At 37.6% G+C, this 14150-nt stretch carries 15 protein-coding genes and 1 pseudogene; 13 read left to right on the top strand and 3 right to left on the bottom strand.

Annotated features, from left to right (window positions below; genetic code table 11):
• Window positions 1-232 precede the first annotated feature (232 nt).
• From ACFQ4X_RS13465 to ACFQ4X_RS13450, 4 genes are all read left to right on the top strand, one after another.
• Window positions 233-1300 (top strand): glycerophosphodiester phosphodiesterase, encoded by a 1068-nt coding sequence (locus ACFQ4X_RS13465; RefSeq protein ID WP_379835893.1) that lies wholly within the window; start codon window positions 233-235, stop codon window positions 1298-1300.
• A 214-nt stretch (window positions 1301-1514) separates the two neighbouring features.
• Window positions 1515-1880: a DUF2089 domain-containing protein gene (locus ACFQ4X_RS13460; protein ID WP_379835891.1), complete on the top strand. Its 366-nt coding sequence runs from the start codon at window positions 1515-1517 to the stop codon at window positions 1878-1880.
• A gap of 12 nt (window positions 1881-1892) precedes the next feature.
• Window positions 1893-2297, top strand: coding sequence for an SHOCT-like domain-containing protein (locus tag ACFQ4X_RS13455; RefSeq protein ID WP_379835889.1), 405 nt, complete (start codon window positions 1893-1895; stop codon window positions 2295-2297).
• A gap of 10 nt (window positions 2298-2307) precedes the next feature.
• On the top strand, window positions 2308-2589 hold the full coding sequence (locus ACFQ4X_RS13450) for a hypothetical protein (RefSeq protein ID WP_379835887.1): 282 nt from the start codon (window positions 2308-2310) through the stop codon (window positions 2587-2589).
• A gap of 64 nt (window positions 2590-2653) precedes the next feature.
• Here ACFQ4X_RS13450 and ACFQ4X_RS13445 read toward each other — a convergent pair whose 3' ends face one another.
• Window positions 2654-3250 carry a class I SAM-dependent methyltransferase gene (locus ACFQ4X_RS13445; protein WP_379835885.1) on the bottom strand — a complete coding sequence of 199 codons (597 nt, stop codon included), beginning with the start codon at window positions 3248-3250 and terminating at the stop codon, window positions 2654-2656.
• A gap of 302 nt (window positions 3251-3552) precedes the next feature.
• Here ACFQ4X_RS13445 and ACFQ4X_RS13440 point away from each other — a divergent pair, with 302 nt between their 5' ends.
• From ACFQ4X_RS13440 to ACFQ4X_RS13410, 7 genes are all read left to right on the top strand, one after another.
• Window positions 3553-5613, top strand: a complete 2061-nt coding sequence (locus tag ACFQ4X_RS13440) for a molybdopterin-containing oxidoreductase family protein (protein WP_379835883.1) — start codon at window positions 3553-3555, stop codon at window positions 5611-5613.
• Window positions 5603-6196 (top strand): YdeI/OmpD-associated family protein, encoded by a 594-nt coding sequence (locus ACFQ4X_RS13435; RefSeq protein WP_379835881.1) that lies wholly within the window; start codon window positions 5603-5605, stop codon window positions 6194-6196. The genes ACFQ4X_RS13440 and ACFQ4X_RS13435 overlap by 11 nt, the downstream gene beginning before the upstream one ends.
• A 203-nt stretch (window positions 6197-6399) precedes the next feature.
• Window positions 6400-6834 carry an SRPBCC family protein gene (locus tag ACFQ4X_RS13430; protein WP_379835879.1) on the top strand — a complete coding sequence of 145 codons (435 nt, stop codon included), beginning with the start codon at window positions 6400-6402 and terminating at the stop codon, window positions 6832-6834.
• 235 nt (window positions 6835-7069) lie between these two features.
• Window positions 7070-7777: a DNA alkylation repair protein gene (locus ACFQ4X_RS13425; RefSeq protein WP_379835877.1), complete on the top strand. Its 708-nt coding sequence runs from the start codon at window positions 7070-7072 to the stop codon at window positions 7775-7777.
• A 114-nt stretch (window positions 7778-7891) separates the two neighbouring features.
• Window positions 7892-8263, top strand: coding sequence for an iron chaperone (locus ACFQ4X_RS13420; RefSeq protein WP_379835875.1), 372 nt, complete (start codon window positions 7892-7894; stop codon window positions 8261-8263).
• A 532-nt stretch (window positions 8264-8795) separates the two neighbouring features.
• The gene (locus ACFQ4X_RS13415; protein WP_379835873.1) at window positions 8796-10016 is read left to right on the top strand and encodes an ATP-binding protein; all 1221 of its coding nucleotides are present in this window, start codon (window positions 8796-8798) and stop codon (window positions 10014-10016) included.
• Window positions 10017-10172: 156 nt separating this feature from the next.
• Window positions 10173-11078 (top strand): AEC family transporter, encoded by a 906-nt coding sequence (locus ACFQ4X_RS13410; RefSeq protein WP_379835871.1) that lies wholly within the window; start codon window positions 10173-10175, stop codon window positions 11076-11078.
• Window positions 11079-11538: 460 nt separating this feature from the next.
• On the opposite strand, the pseudogene ACFQ4X_RS13405 reads toward ACFQ4X_RS13410, so the two are convergent.
• Window positions 11539-11891: pseudogene (locus ACFQ4X_RS13405) on the bottom strand (DUF4260 domain-containing protein).
• A 331-nt stretch (window positions 11892-12222) separates the two neighbouring features.
• On the opposite strand from ACFQ4X_RS13405, the gene ACFQ4X_RS13400 reads away from it, so the two are divergent.
• Window positions 12223-12405 (top strand): Spo0E family sporulation regulatory protein-aspartic acid phosphatase, encoded by a 183-nt coding sequence (locus ACFQ4X_RS13400; protein ID WP_379835869.1) that lies wholly within the window; start codon window positions 12223-12225, stop codon window positions 12403-12405.
• A 7-nt stretch (window positions 12406-12412) separates the two neighbouring features.
• Here ACFQ4X_RS13400 and ACFQ4X_RS13395 read toward each other — a convergent pair whose 3' ends face one another.
• The gene (locus ACFQ4X_RS13395) at window positions 12413-13312 is read right to left on the bottom strand and encodes a LysR family transcriptional regulator (protein ID WP_379835867.1); all 900 of its coding nucleotides are present in this window, start codon (window positions 13310-13312) and stop codon (window positions 12413-12415) included.
• Window positions 13313-13462: 150 nt separating this feature from the next.
• Here ACFQ4X_RS13395 and ACFQ4X_RS13390 point away from each other — a divergent pair, with 150 nt between their 5' ends.
• Window positions 13463-13948, top strand: coding sequence for a DUF4362 domain-containing protein (locus ACFQ4X_RS13390; protein WP_379835865.1), 486 nt, complete (start codon window positions 13463-13465; stop codon window positions 13946-13948).
• Window positions 13949-14150 lie beyond the last annotated feature (202 nt).

The following is a 14150-nucleotide window of genomic DNA, read 5'->3' as shown; positions in this document are numbered from 1 at the left end:
ACTTAATGAACGCAATCAATAGGGTCTGATAAAAATCATTATACATAACTAATTACAACCACTCATTTGTTTCTTAAATTACTTCCCAGGTACCTTATCAAAGTAGCTGTTTTTTGCGGGGGACTATCTCCTTATTTTTATTTACGCTTTTTTAAAGATTCTACTCATGTTCCTTTACATCGGCTCTGTATACTTTTTATGTAAAACTATTTAAGAGTTTGGGGATGAGGAAATGATTAGAAAAAAAGTAATATCTTCAACTATAGCTGTACTCACAATGAGTTCAATTATAGTATCTGGGCAGGAGGCAACTGCAGCTGAAAAGTCTTTTGGTCCAAAAGGATTCGATCTTCAAGCACACCGAGGAGGCATGGGACTCATGGTTGAATCTTCTATCGCATCTTTTTCACATGCGCTGGAACTTGGGGTAAGTACACTCGAGCTTGATGTACAGATCACAGAGGACGATCAAGCAGTGGTTACCCATGATCGAAAGATATCAAACGCAGTCTGTAAGGATACAGCCCCTGCTTTTGAAAATGACCCAGAGTATCCCTACGTGGGGAAATACATAAAGGACCTGAACCTTGAGCAGATCCGCACGATGGACTGTGGTTCGGTGAGCAAACCGCAATACCCAGGGCAGGAAACGAGTCCTGGAGCAAAAATGCTTTTACTGACTGATGTTTTTGATCTTGTAAAACAGTATGATGCGAAAAAGGTTTGGATGAACATTGAAACTAAAGTTGAAGCAGGTGCTCCTCATGAGACAGCTCCGCGTGAAGATTTTGTTAACATCGTAGCCCGTGAGGTTCGTGCGGCCGGGATGCTCGAGCGGGTTTCAATTCAAAGCTTTGACTGGGGATCGCTCATGATGATGCGAGAAGTTGAGCCAAGGCTTCCGATCGTGGCACTTACAAACGGTCCTCAATTCCTGCAGCCAGGACAACCTGGAGCTTCACCTTGGCTTGGAGGTATCGATATCGATGACTTCGGAGGAGATCTTGTTTCGGCTGCTCAATCGTTCGGAGCTGACGCGATCTCACCAGTACACGGATTTCCCCAGAACGGTAAGATTACGGATGAGAACTATGAACCTTATGTAACAGCAAAGATGGTAGGGGATGCACATCAAGCTGGAATGAAAGTCATTCCATGGACAGTAGACGATAAAGCTACCATGAATAAACTCGTCGATGATGGTGTAGACGGTATGATCACCGATTATCCAGATCGCCTCAGGGAAGTCATGGCAGACAATGGTTTTAAACTGCCGAAGAAGTATATGGCTTCGAAGTAAAGCAATTATTTGCATTTAACAAAAAAGACTTTCCATTAAGGGAAGTCTTTTTTGTTGCAGGTTAAATAAAATTAATAATAATATTGAAAAATAAACGTATTGAGGATAAAAAATTAAAATAATTAACATAAAAATTAATTATTCTTATAAATTTTGTTCACTTTTTTCACTTTGTTGTATATAATCAAATTAAACAAAAAGAAAGGAATCTGATATGGCTCATCCATTACTTACAAATTGTCCTGTTTGTACACAAACACTCAAGGTCACGAAACTCCATTGCTCACATTGCCAAACAACAATCGAAAACGAATTCGAGTTATCAAAATTTGCTTCATTAACAAAAGAACAGCTTCATTTTGTCGAGGTCTTTCTCGTATGCAGAGGAAATATTAAAGAAGTTGAAAAAGAACTTGGAATCTCATACCCAACCGTTCGAGGCAAGCTGAACGACATTGCATTTTCATTAGGGTATGAACAAAAAAAGAAGAATGAAGTAGACGAGAAAAAAATCGTTATGATGCTTGATCGGGGTGAGATTACTCCAGATGAAGCAATCAAAATGTTAAAAGACGAGTAGGAGGAATGAGAAATGAAAAATGAGATCGAAAAAGTATTAACAATGGTTCAAGAAGGTAAGATTGACGCTGAGAAAGGTTCTGAATTAATTCACGTTTTAAAAGAAAAGGAACACGGTACATCTGTCAGACCATCAAACTTTACACCGAACAGCCCTTCAAGTTACATGGATAAAACATTAAAGATTCGTGTTAAATCTGCTGAGAGTGACAACGTAAATGTAAACCTTCCAATTAAATTAGTAAAGGTCGTTCTAGCTGCAGGACACAACATCGCTTCAAAGATTCCACAATCTGAACAATATGTAAAAGATATTGATATTGATCTAATCTTTGATGCGATCGAAAATGAACTCGACGGTCAGATTGTTGATGTCAAATCTGCAAACGGTGATACCGTTTCAATAGTTATTGAGTAGGATACTGAAAATGTTAAGTGTAAATGTAAAAACAAAAGGGGCAACGTTCACAATACCTGTTCCTTATGTCCTTTTAAACATCGGCGTTTCGATCTTAACCTCCAAACTGTTAATTCGACATGCAAACAAATGGTCGAAACCTCATCTAGATAAGAAAAATATATCCTTTACCATTCCTTCCATAGATAAAACAGAACTTAAACGTATTATTAAAGAACTAAAAAAGCATAAAGGGCTAGAGATAGTTAATGTGAAAGCCCAAGACGGTACCGAAGTGGTTGTAAGATTATAAAACTAAAAAAGTCGAATTCTTAGCGTACGGGAATTCGACCTTTTATATAGAATAAAAAAAGAAATCATTTTATACTACTGGATATGAACATAGAGGCATCTTGATTCATGAAAATATTATTACCATGATAGAATGTCTTAATTTCAATTGATTGAAATCCTACTTCGGATAAACTCTTTCTTAGTTCTTCATGCGAAAAACCGTTATGAACTTTCGGATGATTTATTTTATCGTTTTTGTCAAAATCAATAATAATTAACTTGCCACCATTATTTAAAATGTTGAACAATTCTTGTAAAATTTTTTTAATATCCGGAATATGAAGAAGGACTAGTGACATTAAAACGATGTCTGCCTTAAGTTCAGGAGTTTCTTGAGTAAAATCTGAATAAAGTACTTTTGAGTTGGAAATTCCTTTGTGAGAAATTTTAGCTTTCGCAACCTCTAACATTTGTTTTGATGAATCTACCAACAAAATAGAATCTACTAAATCTGTTAATTCTAAACTAATAAGACCAGTACCACTTCCATAGTCTATTAAAGATTTTGATTTACTATTTCGTAAATCTGGTCGTACTTCCTTAACTATGACTTTAGCTAATTCAATTCTATCTTCTGTATCATATCTTTTTGCCATCTGTTCAAAGACGTTATTGTCCATATTCCACTCCGTTTCCATTTATTAAAATTATACCTATATAGTGGTCATGAAAGCAAAAATCAAAATCTTGAGGAGCGATTCTCCCCTCAAACTCTTTCATATGGACCATCTTGCCCCTCGAAAAATTTTAAAAAATCATCTGAATAGGGTCAGTGTCATTGGCAGTACCCGTTTTGTGAAGAAGGATATTTAATTTTTGTTATGTACATATCAGTACCACTTGCGCGACGATTATATCCTATGATGTTAGAATTAATTTAAAAATCTAACAAGATGCTGCCTTAATGGAAAGGAGATAGACTATGTCCTCTTTTGTGGATAGCCCAAATGGTGTTTTCCCTTCAGTTTGTTCACTAGACTGTCCGGATCAATGCGGGCTGCTGCTTCATAAAAAGAATGGAAAAATTATTAAAGTCGAGGGTGATCCTGATCATCCAGTTACTAAGGGGTTTATTTGCAACAAGGTTCGAAATATGACAGAACGAATCTATGATAAAAAACGGCTGAAATATCCCATGAAGCGAATTGGTGCAAAAGGAGAAGGAGAATTTGTCCGAATCAGCTGGGAGGAAGCTATAAATACGATTACCACCCGCTGGAAGGAACTGCTGCAAACCGATGGTGCGGAAAGTATTCTTCCCTACAGCTTTTATGGAAATATGGGAAACCTAAGTGCTGAAGGTATGGATCGCCGTTTCTTCAATCGATTGGGAGCCTCCCAGCTGGACAGGAGTATTTGTAATTCAGCAGGTGCAGCTGGTTATAAATATACGATGGGCGGCAGTTATGGAACCGATCCTGAGGATACCATCCACACGAAGCTTTTTATTTTTTGGGGAGTTAATGCTGTTAGTACGAACATGCATCAAGTCACACTTGCTCAACAAGCCCGGAAACAAAATGGAGCTAAAATCATTGTTATTGATGTCCATAAAAACAAAACTGCTAGATTAGCAGACTGGTTTATTCCCATTTTACCGGGGACTGATACCGCTCTGGCTTTAGGACTGATGCATATTTTATTTGCCGAGAACATGGTGGATTCCTCATTTTTGGAGCAATTTACAATAGGTCATGAAGAGCTGCGTGAACATGTTTTGCAGTATGACCCTGTTACCGTAGCGGGCATTACCGGCATACCAGTGGAGGATATTGTTCAACTTGCAAGGATGTATGGTAAAACTTCGCCTGCTTTTATTCGGATTGGAAATGGTCCGCAGCATCACGACAATGGCGGCATGTTTGTGAGAACGATTTCCTGCCTTCCCGCTTTAACAGGACAGTGGCTTGTAGAAGGTGGAGGGGCTATCAAAGGAAATTCCGCTTACCTGGCACACGAAACTGATAATTTGCAGCGGCCTGATTTGTTAAAAAACAAAAAAACACGTGTGATTAATATGAATCTGCTGGGAGAAGCCTTGCTCACTTTAGATCCCCCAGTAAAATCGCTCTATGTATATGGGACAAATCCAGCTGTTGTTGCTCCCGCTGGCAACAAAGTTCGAAGCGGATTGGAGCGAGAAGACCTTTTCACTGTCGTCCATGATTTATTTTTAACAGAAACGGCAAGATACGCAGATATTGTTTTACCGGCTACATCTTCCTTTGAAAACACGGATTTTTATACATCGTATTGGCATCACTATATTCAACTTCAGCTGCCTGTAATCGAACCATTCGAGGAATCAAAGTCAAACACGGACGTGTTCCGGCTGCTGGCTAAAGGAATGGGCTTTACCGAATCGGCTTTTGATGAGACGGACGCAGAATTAATTGAGCAATCATTAGCAAATCCCTTGAATCCTTATATAGAAGAAATAAATTATGAATCGTTAACGAAACATCATTATCTGAAGGCAAAGGCGAAATTTCCTGACAGCCTTCCCACGCCGAGCGGAAAGATCGAACTATATTCCGAAAAGATGGAGCAGGACGGCTATCCTCCATTACCAACATATGTACCTTTAATAAAGGATTCTGATCACTACTTTCAATTTATAGCGGCGCCAAACCATAATTTTTTAAATTCAACTTTTGCGAACCAGACGAAACATATCGAACTAGAAAAAGAGCCTGTAGTGGTACTGAATCGTGAAGATGCAGAAAAGTTGGATGTGAAGGATGGAGAGCAGGTCCGAGTTTGGAACGAGCGAGGGGAATGTATTTTAAAAGCCAGTGTTGGAGACAATGTTCTTCCGGGTGTGGCCGTTACTCAAGGTCTTTGGGGATCAGTAGATGGGACAAAACATCTGGTAAACGCGCTTACGCCTGATCGAATTGCAGACATGGGCGGCGGTGCTACCTTTTTTTCAGGAAGAGTATCTATCGAAAAATTAGAGGGAGTGTTCCTTGATGACAAATAGTAGAATGAATCGTAAAGTTGATGGATTTTTACGAAAAACAAAACAGTGGAAGGAAGAATTTGAGCAGTTAAGACCTATCATTCTTGACTGTGGACTGACCGAAGATATTAAGTGGATGCATCCTTGTTACATGTATGAGGAAAAGAATATCGTATTGATGCATGGATTTAAAGATTATTGTGCGCTTCTGTTTCACAAAGGAGCCTTGTTAAAGGATCCCCATGGGATTCTAATCCAGCAAACGGAGAACGTACAGGCGGCACGGCAGATTCGGTTCACCAACGTTCAAGAAATTGTTGAAATGGAATCCATCATAAAAGACTATATTCTTGAAGCCATTGAAGTTGAAAAAGCGGGTTTAAATGTGGAATTGAAAAAGCATACAGAATATAAAATTCCTGAAGAACTTCAAAATAAATTTGATGATATTCCTGATTTGAAATCTGCTTTTGAAGCATTGACGCCGGGACGGCAAAGAGCTTACATTCTTTATTTTTCTAAAGCTAAACAATCCAAAACGCGAGAGTCAAGGGTTGAAAAATATATGCAGCAAATTCTCGATGGAAAAGGATTAAATGATTAGTCTAGAAAAAATACTGTACACAAAAAACGTGCATTTCTTCAAGAAGGAGAAATGCACTTTTTTCTTGAAGTAAACGGTAGGTAAGTTTTAGAGAGAGGAGGATGAATCCTAAAGCAAGCTGAATAGACACTCAGGAGTATTTGCCTGTTCTTCACTAGAAATCTAGTAAAAATAATCATATTATGGAGAGGTGGATCATTAACATGGAGACAAGTAATAAAGTAACCATAACGGTAGAAACCACAGTTCATAAACCGGTTGCAGAAGTTTGGAAATACTGGACAGAGCCGCATCATATTACAAAATGGAGTTATGCTTCAGATGATTGGCATGCGCCAAAAGCCGAAAACGATTTAAAAGTTGGCGGTAGATTTCTTACGAGAATGGAAGCTAAGGATGGTAGCTTTGGTTTTGATTTTGGTGGAGTTTATGATGATGTAAAAATAAACGAATTGATTTCTTACACACTTGATGATGGAAGAAAAGTTACGATTTCTTTCATCAATCAAGAAAACAACACTAAAGTAATTGAGACGTTTGAAGCAGAAACCTCCAATCCGATCGAAATGCAAGAAGCAGGCTGGCAGGCATTTATGGACAATTTTAAGAAATACAGCGAAACCTCTAAAGAAGTGTAGGATATTAAAATCCTGCTGAAATTTAGCTAGATTATTGGTTAAGAAATATTTTCTTCATGCACTTCTTCAAGAAGGAGAAGTGCATTTTTAATTAATTGAAAGAGTGCTTAAATCAGTAACTATATAAAATAATCTGATAGGATTAACCGGAGGGAATAATATATTTTATTAGTTTATAAGAATAGGCTTAAATCTTATGGTGAATAACGTCCATAAAGAAGGAAGTGTGAAACAAATGAATTTACAAATGGTTATGCAAGAGCTTGAAGCTCTCGGCAAGGAACGCACCAAGAAAATTTACATATCAAATGGCGCCCACGAGCCGCTTTTTGGTGTGGCTACAGGCCAAATGAAACCAATCGCCAAGAAAATTGTAAAAGATCAATCTTTGGCTGAGGAGCTATACGCTACAGGTAATTACGATGCAATGTACTTTGCAGGGATAATTGCAGACCCAAATGCAATGACTGAGGCGGATTTTGATCGTTGGATTGATGCTGCGTATTTTTACATGTTGTCCGATTATGTAGTTGCAGTAACTTTAGCTGAAACAGATATTGCACAAGCCGTTGCCGATAAATGGATCGCAAGCGGTGAAGAGCTGAAAATGTCAGCTGGCTGGAGTTGCTACTGCTGGCTATTGGGTAATCGTCCGGATTTGGAATTTAACGAAAGCAAGATTGCTAGTATGCTTGATCAGGTAAAAAGTACGATCCACGATTCTCCTGATCGAACAAAATCTGCTATGAATAATTTCATATACACTGTGGGGGTTTCATATTTGCCGCTCCATGATAATGCGGTCGAGACCGCTAAAGCAGTTGGTCCAGTAGAAATAAAACGGCAGGATAAAAAAAGCAGTTTCCTACTCGCTTCCGAAAGTATTCAAAAGCAAGTAGATAAAGGAAAGATTGGTTTCAAACGAAAATATGTAAGATGTTAAGTTAAAACCCTGTAACGAACTTACGAATGGCTTGAGAAGATAATTAATTATGAAATCAAAAGACAGGGGTGAGAATTTAAATTTTTGGAAGCAATAGCATCGGAGGAGGAAGACATGGAAGTTTTCTCAAAATATTTAGCAGGTATCGATAACCCCGACCATCGCGATCGAACTGAGGAAATTTTGGCGTGGGTGACTAACAAGTTTCCAAATTTGGAGCCGCAGATTAAGTGGAATACGCCAATGTTTTCCGATCACGGCACATATATTATTGGCTTTTCCACAGCGAAGCATCATATGAGTGTTGCACCCGAAGAGGTAACCATGGTGAAGTTTGCTGATGACATTGCACAAGCTGGCTACAGCGCTACAAAAGGCTTGTTTCGAATTCCTTGGAAAGAGCCGGTAAATTACGAACTGCTTGAGCAAATGATTCAATTTAATATTCAGGACAAAGCAGAATATACGAAATTTTGGCGAGAATAATACATCACTCCTTATTAAAAAACGCATGACACGAAAAAATGTCATGCGTTTTTGCGACTCAATTAAGGCGCATACACCAAAATAGTAGCTGTATGCGAGTATAAAGAGATCTCTAACTTTTTATTCAACAAGCGTGTTCTTGAACAAAAGAGGAGGATAAGATCTGAATATTATCGAAATACTCATCATCTTCACGATTGTTTATGCTATCAGGTATTTTATGGAGCCGGAATATAAAAAGCGAAAAAAGAAGTGGATAGTCATTGATATCATTTTTACTTCAATATTAGCTTTAATAGTTGAATATATAGTGAATTTCTTCCTTGATTAACGGGTGCGTTGCTGCGCCTGTACTTAGTATATAAACCAAGCACGTAGCGGAAATTTTTTAAAAAGACAAACTTCCACAATGATAGATATAAATACCTAGAATTTAGTTTTATATACAAGGATATTCTTAAATTTTGTCGAAAATCAAAAAGACAGGTGAATCTAGGAAGTAGGGAACGGTATGTGGGAGTCTATCCAAAGCATGTGCTTGCACGTGGTCTTCATTCTTTTTACAATCCTTATCTATCAAGTCTTTTTTAATGAAAGAGAAGAGAAACGGAAAAAAATCCATTCGAAATTTTTTCTGTTCATGCTGATTATTTTAATCTTTACAATGAGCCAGCCTGTCTATTATTTCGAAATCTATAAGTATGACTTTAAAGCAGTCGCGATCATATTGTCTTTTTTATACGGAGGCAAAAGGGCAGGATTTGCAGCTTTTTTTGCTTTGCTTGTAATCGGTTCCTTTACAGACCAGAAGTTGTTAATCCTATTAGGCAATTATACAGTGTTTTGTCTATTGTTACTCCCTGTAACCAGGTTGTTCCACCGTTATCGAATAAAAGGTAAAGTCATCGTGATCAGTTTGTTTTATATGATGATCCCGATCACAAGAGGGATTTTTCTAGAGATAAAAGGAGACCATCGGCAAACCTTATTTGAATTAAGTTCTTCTCTTATTATTTTGGCAACCCTGATTGCAATCATATATTTAATTGAAAATATGAATGAACAAATTGAAATGAAACAAGAGCTGATTCGAACAGAAAAAATGAATGTTGTCAGCCAGCTGGCAGCTTCGGTTGCACACGAAATCCGCAATCCGATGACATCTGTCCGGGGGTTTATGCAGTTAATGCAAAAAGAAAAGTTAACGAAAGAACAGCAATTGTACATAAGCATTTCAATTGAGGAACTAGATCGGGCGCAGGAAATCATTAATCAGTATCTAGCTCTCGCAAAGCCGCAAACCGATCAATATGAAACCATTGATTTAACTTCCGTCATTCAACAATCGATTGACGTAATGCATTCTTACGCCATTCTAAACAGCATTCATATCACACAGCAAGTTGAACAATCCCTCGAAATCGAGGGGCTTAAACTAGAAATTCAGCAAGTGTTAATAAATATTATCAAAAATGCAATTGAAGCCATTAAAAGCGAAGGCGAGATCTCGATATCGGCTGAGAAAAATGCAAATGGTTTCGTATCCATTCAAATTAAAGACAACGGTGTAGGAATGACCGAAAACCAAATAAAAAAACTAGGCAGCCCGTATTACTCAACAAAGGAAAAAGGAACAGGCTTGGGGTTAACCGTATGCCATCAAATCGTGAAGCAAATGGGCGGACAAATTTTGATTAAGAGCGAGTTGAAAAAAGGAACATGCTTTACGATAAATCTTCCATCGAAAAAGTGATAAAAGCAGAGAATAATTTTTGTTGAATTCCTTTTTTTGTATTTATAACTCATGTTTATTAAAGGTTTTTTGTTACTAGCAGAAAGCCTTTTTATTTTTTCTATTTAAAATCGATATGCTACGATAGATGAAGTGAATAAGGAAGAAGGTTTATACATGTTAGAACTGCTAAGTATCGTCTTGCCGGTTTTCGCTATCTTTGCTATCGGATTTATCGGTCAAAAGGTAATCGGTTTTGAGACACAATCGCTTTCCACTATGGCTCTCTACCTTATGTCTCCCTTTCTTGTTTTCCGAACTTTCTATGAAACTACATTGACGAAGACATATGGGTATATGCTGATTTACACGCTTGTGCTTTGTTTCACGCTAATTGCGTTCGTATATATTGTCAGCTTTATTAAAAAATACACTGTGCGGGAAACGTGCGGAGTGATCCTCGCGTCAGCCTTCATGAATAACGGAAACTATGGAACACCTGTCGCACTTTTTGCTTTTGGTGCTGCAGGACTTGATTATGCTGTTGTGTTAATGGTTATTCAGCAGCTGGTGATGTGTACAGTGGGGATTTACTACGCAGCAAAGGGAAGTCCTGAAAACGATGGTGTCTCCTCTGCGCTAAGAGCGGTAGTGAGAATGCCGATCCTATATGGTGCGATAGCTGGTGTGATTTTTCAACAGCTTGATATCAAAATAGGGGGTTCCATTGCAGAAGCTCTCGATTTAGTCGCAGACTCTGCCATTCCGACCATCATGATTATTCTGGGAATGCAGCTTGCAAAAATTTCTTTGCGAAATGTTCAGTTCGAAAAGCTGACGTACTCACTCTTACTAAAATTGTTCGTTTCACCGGTAATCGCGTATGGCATCACCTTATTTTTGCCGATAGACCCAATGCTTAAAGCAATCATGATTTTAATGGCAGCCATGCCTTCTGCCGCGAACACGACCATGTACGCACTTCAATTTGGCACAGAACCAGACTTCGTTTCTAGTGCTACATTAGTCAGTACTCTTCTCTCTTTAATCACTCTGCCTGTTCTGCTCGCAATCTTATTATAATGAAAAGGCTTTTTGATTGTTTTTTTTGAAGCACTTCTTTGACAGTTGATTGGAGTGCAAGGTGCGAGACTCCAGCGGGAACAGTGGGACAGGTGAGACTCCTAATGGTGCATAGCGCCAAGGAGGCTCACCGCACGTCCCGCGGAAAGGGAGCACCTGGAGCGGAAATCAACCACTTACAAGAGCAGCAAAGATTGCGAAAACAGCCAAATGAAAAGAGCTAACCAATAGGTCAGCTCTTTATTATTGGGGTTAGCCAATTCTTTTCTTGTTTTTCTTGCTTTTAGCTCTTTTCTTATTAGAGAAAAAATTATCTAGAATGCTGATTAGACTCAAAATAGACACCCCCCTATTTTGAAACTATGAAAGAGAATACACGAATATATCCCCTTTCTACTATATCTTACGCAGGCTTGTCTAAAGTGATTGGACAAATAATTGATTTTTTAAGTGGAAATTTTTAAGAAGCCACTTTATGTAAATGAGTATCTTTAAAGTGACTAGGGTATTTGAGTCCATATCCAATGGATCGATCCATGGCGATATGAGCAGAGAGGATCAGTCCTATTGCAAGAAGCAGATCGATGGACCAAATAAATCCAAACATTAATAAAACAATTGCTAAAATGTAAGTATGAAACAGGTTATAACATATTGAACCAATTTTATTATTAATAAGGTAGCCTAACATGGATAAATCAGGACTAAAAGTAATAAAAAAAACAGCAACCAGCTAAATTCATTCTGAAAGTAAAAATACACACTTAATATGAATACAAACAATCCTTCTACGTGCAAAAGAAATTTTGGCAAAAGTTTTCCCCCTCTATCAACCTCAAAAAACATTAAAGACTATATTTGATTTTAACATAAATTTCCTTTATAAAATCACTTTCGATTTAGAAAAATTTTCGTCAAAACAAGCGTATTTCTCAGAAAGAGCTCAAGTCCTTTTGCAAATGTTGTGCTCAGCAATGGATACAAAATAAAGAGTGGTTTCCAGGTACAATTCTTCTTCCATTAACTTAAGGAATACTGAAAAACTATTAAAAAACATTAAATTTACATAAAATGGGGTTCGCTCTATCCTTAGGTTATAAACAGAAAATGGAATAAACTAGTGTGCTAGAAAGGGATTGCTTTAATGGATTACGAGATGCATTTACTATTGCAAGAAATCAAAAGATGCCGTCAAAAAATGTATGACCTTAGACCGAGCTCAAATGATTTTTCTAATCATGAACTTGTAAAACAAAGTCAGTTGCTGGATAAGTTAATCTTTTATTACCAAAAGAGTATGCTAGAGAAAGAACAGAATGCTAACTGACTGTTTGTTATTGATCTAGTAAATACCTTACGATTTTATCGAATTCTTTTGCTTCTGCCGTGAAACCTTTTGTAAGAGGATAAAGCGTCCAAAAATCTTGAGAAATCAGATCTGGATTTTTGAATGGAATGAGGGCTAAATTTCCATTCAGCACATCTGCGTTCTTCTTAAAAGTAAAGTTCAAAACGAAAGAAAAGGCATGTCCGTCAAGAATAGCTGATCGTAATACTTCAACATTGTTTGAAGAAAACAAGATCTGATTATTATTGAAATACGTATCATTAAACGTTGTTCCGCCTTTTGAATTGTAAATGACGATCTTTTGATCGGCCAGTTCATCAGGCGTTAAAAATTCCTTATAGTACAGAGGAGATTTCTTTCCTGCACAAACACAGACATGACCAGTATATAGGGGTTCGTACCCAATTCCTTTTTCATGCTTCATAGAAGATAAATCATACTCTGTAAAGGAACTTAACCCGATATCAATACTTCCATTCTTAATTTCTTCTAAAATATTATCCTGGTCGATTTCTTTGATCATGACGTTGACCTCAGGAAACTGCTCATGAAACAGGATAAAGGCATCATACACCATATAGGTGAGTGCTGGTGCACAGCCTACTTTTAATGCTAGTCTTTTTGCTTTTTGTTTAACAGAAAGCTCTTCTTGCAGTTCATCCATCTTATGTAGAATTTCATACGCTTTAGACACGATAGATTTTCCTTCGGCGGTCGGGAGTGTACCATGCCGGGAACGCGTAAATATCGAGATGCCAAACTCTTTTTCCAGCTGAGTGATGGATTGACTGATCGCAGAAGGGGAGAGATGAAGCTTGTCAGCAGCTCTTGTGATAGAACTTTCTTTTGCGACTTCTACAATGTATTTGATTTGTTCTAAATTCATAAAATTTCTCCTTTTAGTTAAGCAGACTTTAATGAAAAAGATATTATATTCATTTTAGCTTAAAACACTTTTTTGTGGGAAATGGAAATTGCGACCAAATCATTTTGTTTATCGTCTAATCTATAAATGGACAATATTTTAGGAGGCAAAATGAAGATTTTAAGTTTAGTCGCTATGATTACGGCAGGTATATGGTTAAACGGAATATATGATAATGGGGATGGTAAGAAAACAGCTCTTCTTCCCATTCACGAACACACTTCAAAAGCTTACAACAAAAATGAGGCAAAAAAGAGAGGAGATATTATCTGGGGATATGAAAATTATAATATTGAGCGGTTTCATGAGTTTTTAGAGAATACGAATGCTAAAAAAGAAGATGAAATTCGAATTACGAGCTATACAATGGAAGGAGACCCGATCTTTAAGGATCTTGTTTTTGACGGAGAAAAATATCACTATACGTATGATAATTCCCATGATGGTTATGCTGGACTAGACAAAGGCATTTACAAAGACACTTGTTCTGAAATCCTAATGGAAGAACCAGCTGAGCCTATCTTTATTTTAAACGGTTGTTCAAAACAATTAGATACCATTGAATATTTTTTAATGCGATTAAACCAAAAGAAATAATAAAAAAGGAATAAATAAACTCGCAGGAACCCCTTCCCGCGAGTTTATTTATTTGGCTCTTTTCGAAAGGATTGTTGCTGTTGGCTCTTTTCTTCATTTGCAAGTTGATTGAAGCGCAAGGTGCGAGACTCCTACGGGACGAGCGGTCAGGTGGAGACTCCTAATGGCGCAAAGCGGCAGGAGGCTCACCGCACGCCCCGTG

Origin of the sequence: Fictibacillus halophilus (genome assembly GCF_042680145.1) — a bacterium.
GTDB classification, from domain to species: domain Bacteria; phylum Bacillota; class Bacilli; order Bacillales; family Fictibacillaceae; genus Fictibacillus; species Fictibacillus halophilus_A.
Note: the sequence above shows the minus strand (reverse complement) of the source record. Positions and strands in the feature narration are given on the sequence as shown.

Excerpts from the sequence above, each read along its gene's own strand:
- ACFQ4X_RS13465 (WP_379835893.1), top strand. The coding sequence starts at position 233 with ATGATTAGAAAAAAAGTAATATCTTCAACTATAGCTGTACTCACAATG.
- ACFQ4X_RS13460 (WP_379835891.1), top strand. The coding sequence starts at position 1,515 with ATGGCTCATCCATTACTTACAAATTGTCCTGTTTGTACACAAACACTC.
- ACFQ4X_RS13455 (WP_379835889.1), top strand. The coding sequence starts at position 1,893 with ATGAAAAATGAGATCGAAAAAGTATTAACAATGGTTCAAGAAGGTAAG.
- ACFQ4X_RS13450 (WP_379835887.1), top strand. The coding sequence starts at position 2,308 with ATGTTAAGTGTAAATGTAAAAACAAAAGGGGCAACGTTCACAATACCT.
- ACFQ4X_RS13445 (WP_379835885.1), bottom strand. The coding sequence starts at position 3,250 with ATGGACAATAACGTCTTTGAACAGATGGCAAAAAGATATGATACAGAA.
- ACFQ4X_RS13440 (WP_379835883.1), top strand. The coding sequence starts at position 3,553 with ATGTCCTCTTTTGTGGATAGCCCAAATGGTGTTTTCCCTTCAGTTTGT.
- ACFQ4X_RS13435 (WP_379835881.1), top strand. The coding sequence starts at position 5,603 with ATGACAAATAGTAGAATGAATCGTAAAGTTGATGGATTTTTACGAAAA.
- ACFQ4X_RS13430 (WP_379835879.1), top strand. The coding sequence starts at position 6,400 with ATGGAGACAAGTAATAAAGTAACCATAACGGTAGAAACCACAGTTCAT.
- ACFQ4X_RS13425 (WP_379835877.1), top strand. The coding sequence starts at position 7,070 with ATGAATTTACAAATGGTTATGCAAGAGCTTGAAGCTCTCGGCAAGGAA.
- ACFQ4X_RS13420 (WP_379835875.1), top strand. The coding sequence starts at position 7,892 with ATGGAAGTTTTCTCAAAATATTTAGCAGGTATCGATAACCCCGACCAT.
- ACFQ4X_RS13415 (WP_379835873.1), top strand. The coding sequence starts at position 8,796 with ATGTGCTTGCACGTGGTCTTCATTCTTTTTACAATCCTTATCTATCAA.
- ACFQ4X_RS13410 (WP_379835871.1), top strand. The coding sequence starts at position 10,173 with ATGTTAGAACTGCTAAGTATCGTCTTGCCGGTTTTCGCTATCTTTGCT.
- ACFQ4X_RS13400 (WP_379835869.1), top strand. The coding sequence starts at position 12,223 with ATGGATTACGAGATGCATTTACTATTGCAAGAAATCAAAAGATGCCGT.
- ACFQ4X_RS13395 (WP_379835867.1), bottom strand. The coding sequence starts at position 13,312 with ATGAATTTAGAACAAATCAAATACATTGTAGAAGTCGCAAAAGAAAGT.
- ACFQ4X_RS13390 (WP_379835865.1), top strand. The coding sequence starts at position 13,463 with ATGAAGATTTTAAGTTTAGTCGCTATGATTACGGCAGGTATATGGTTA.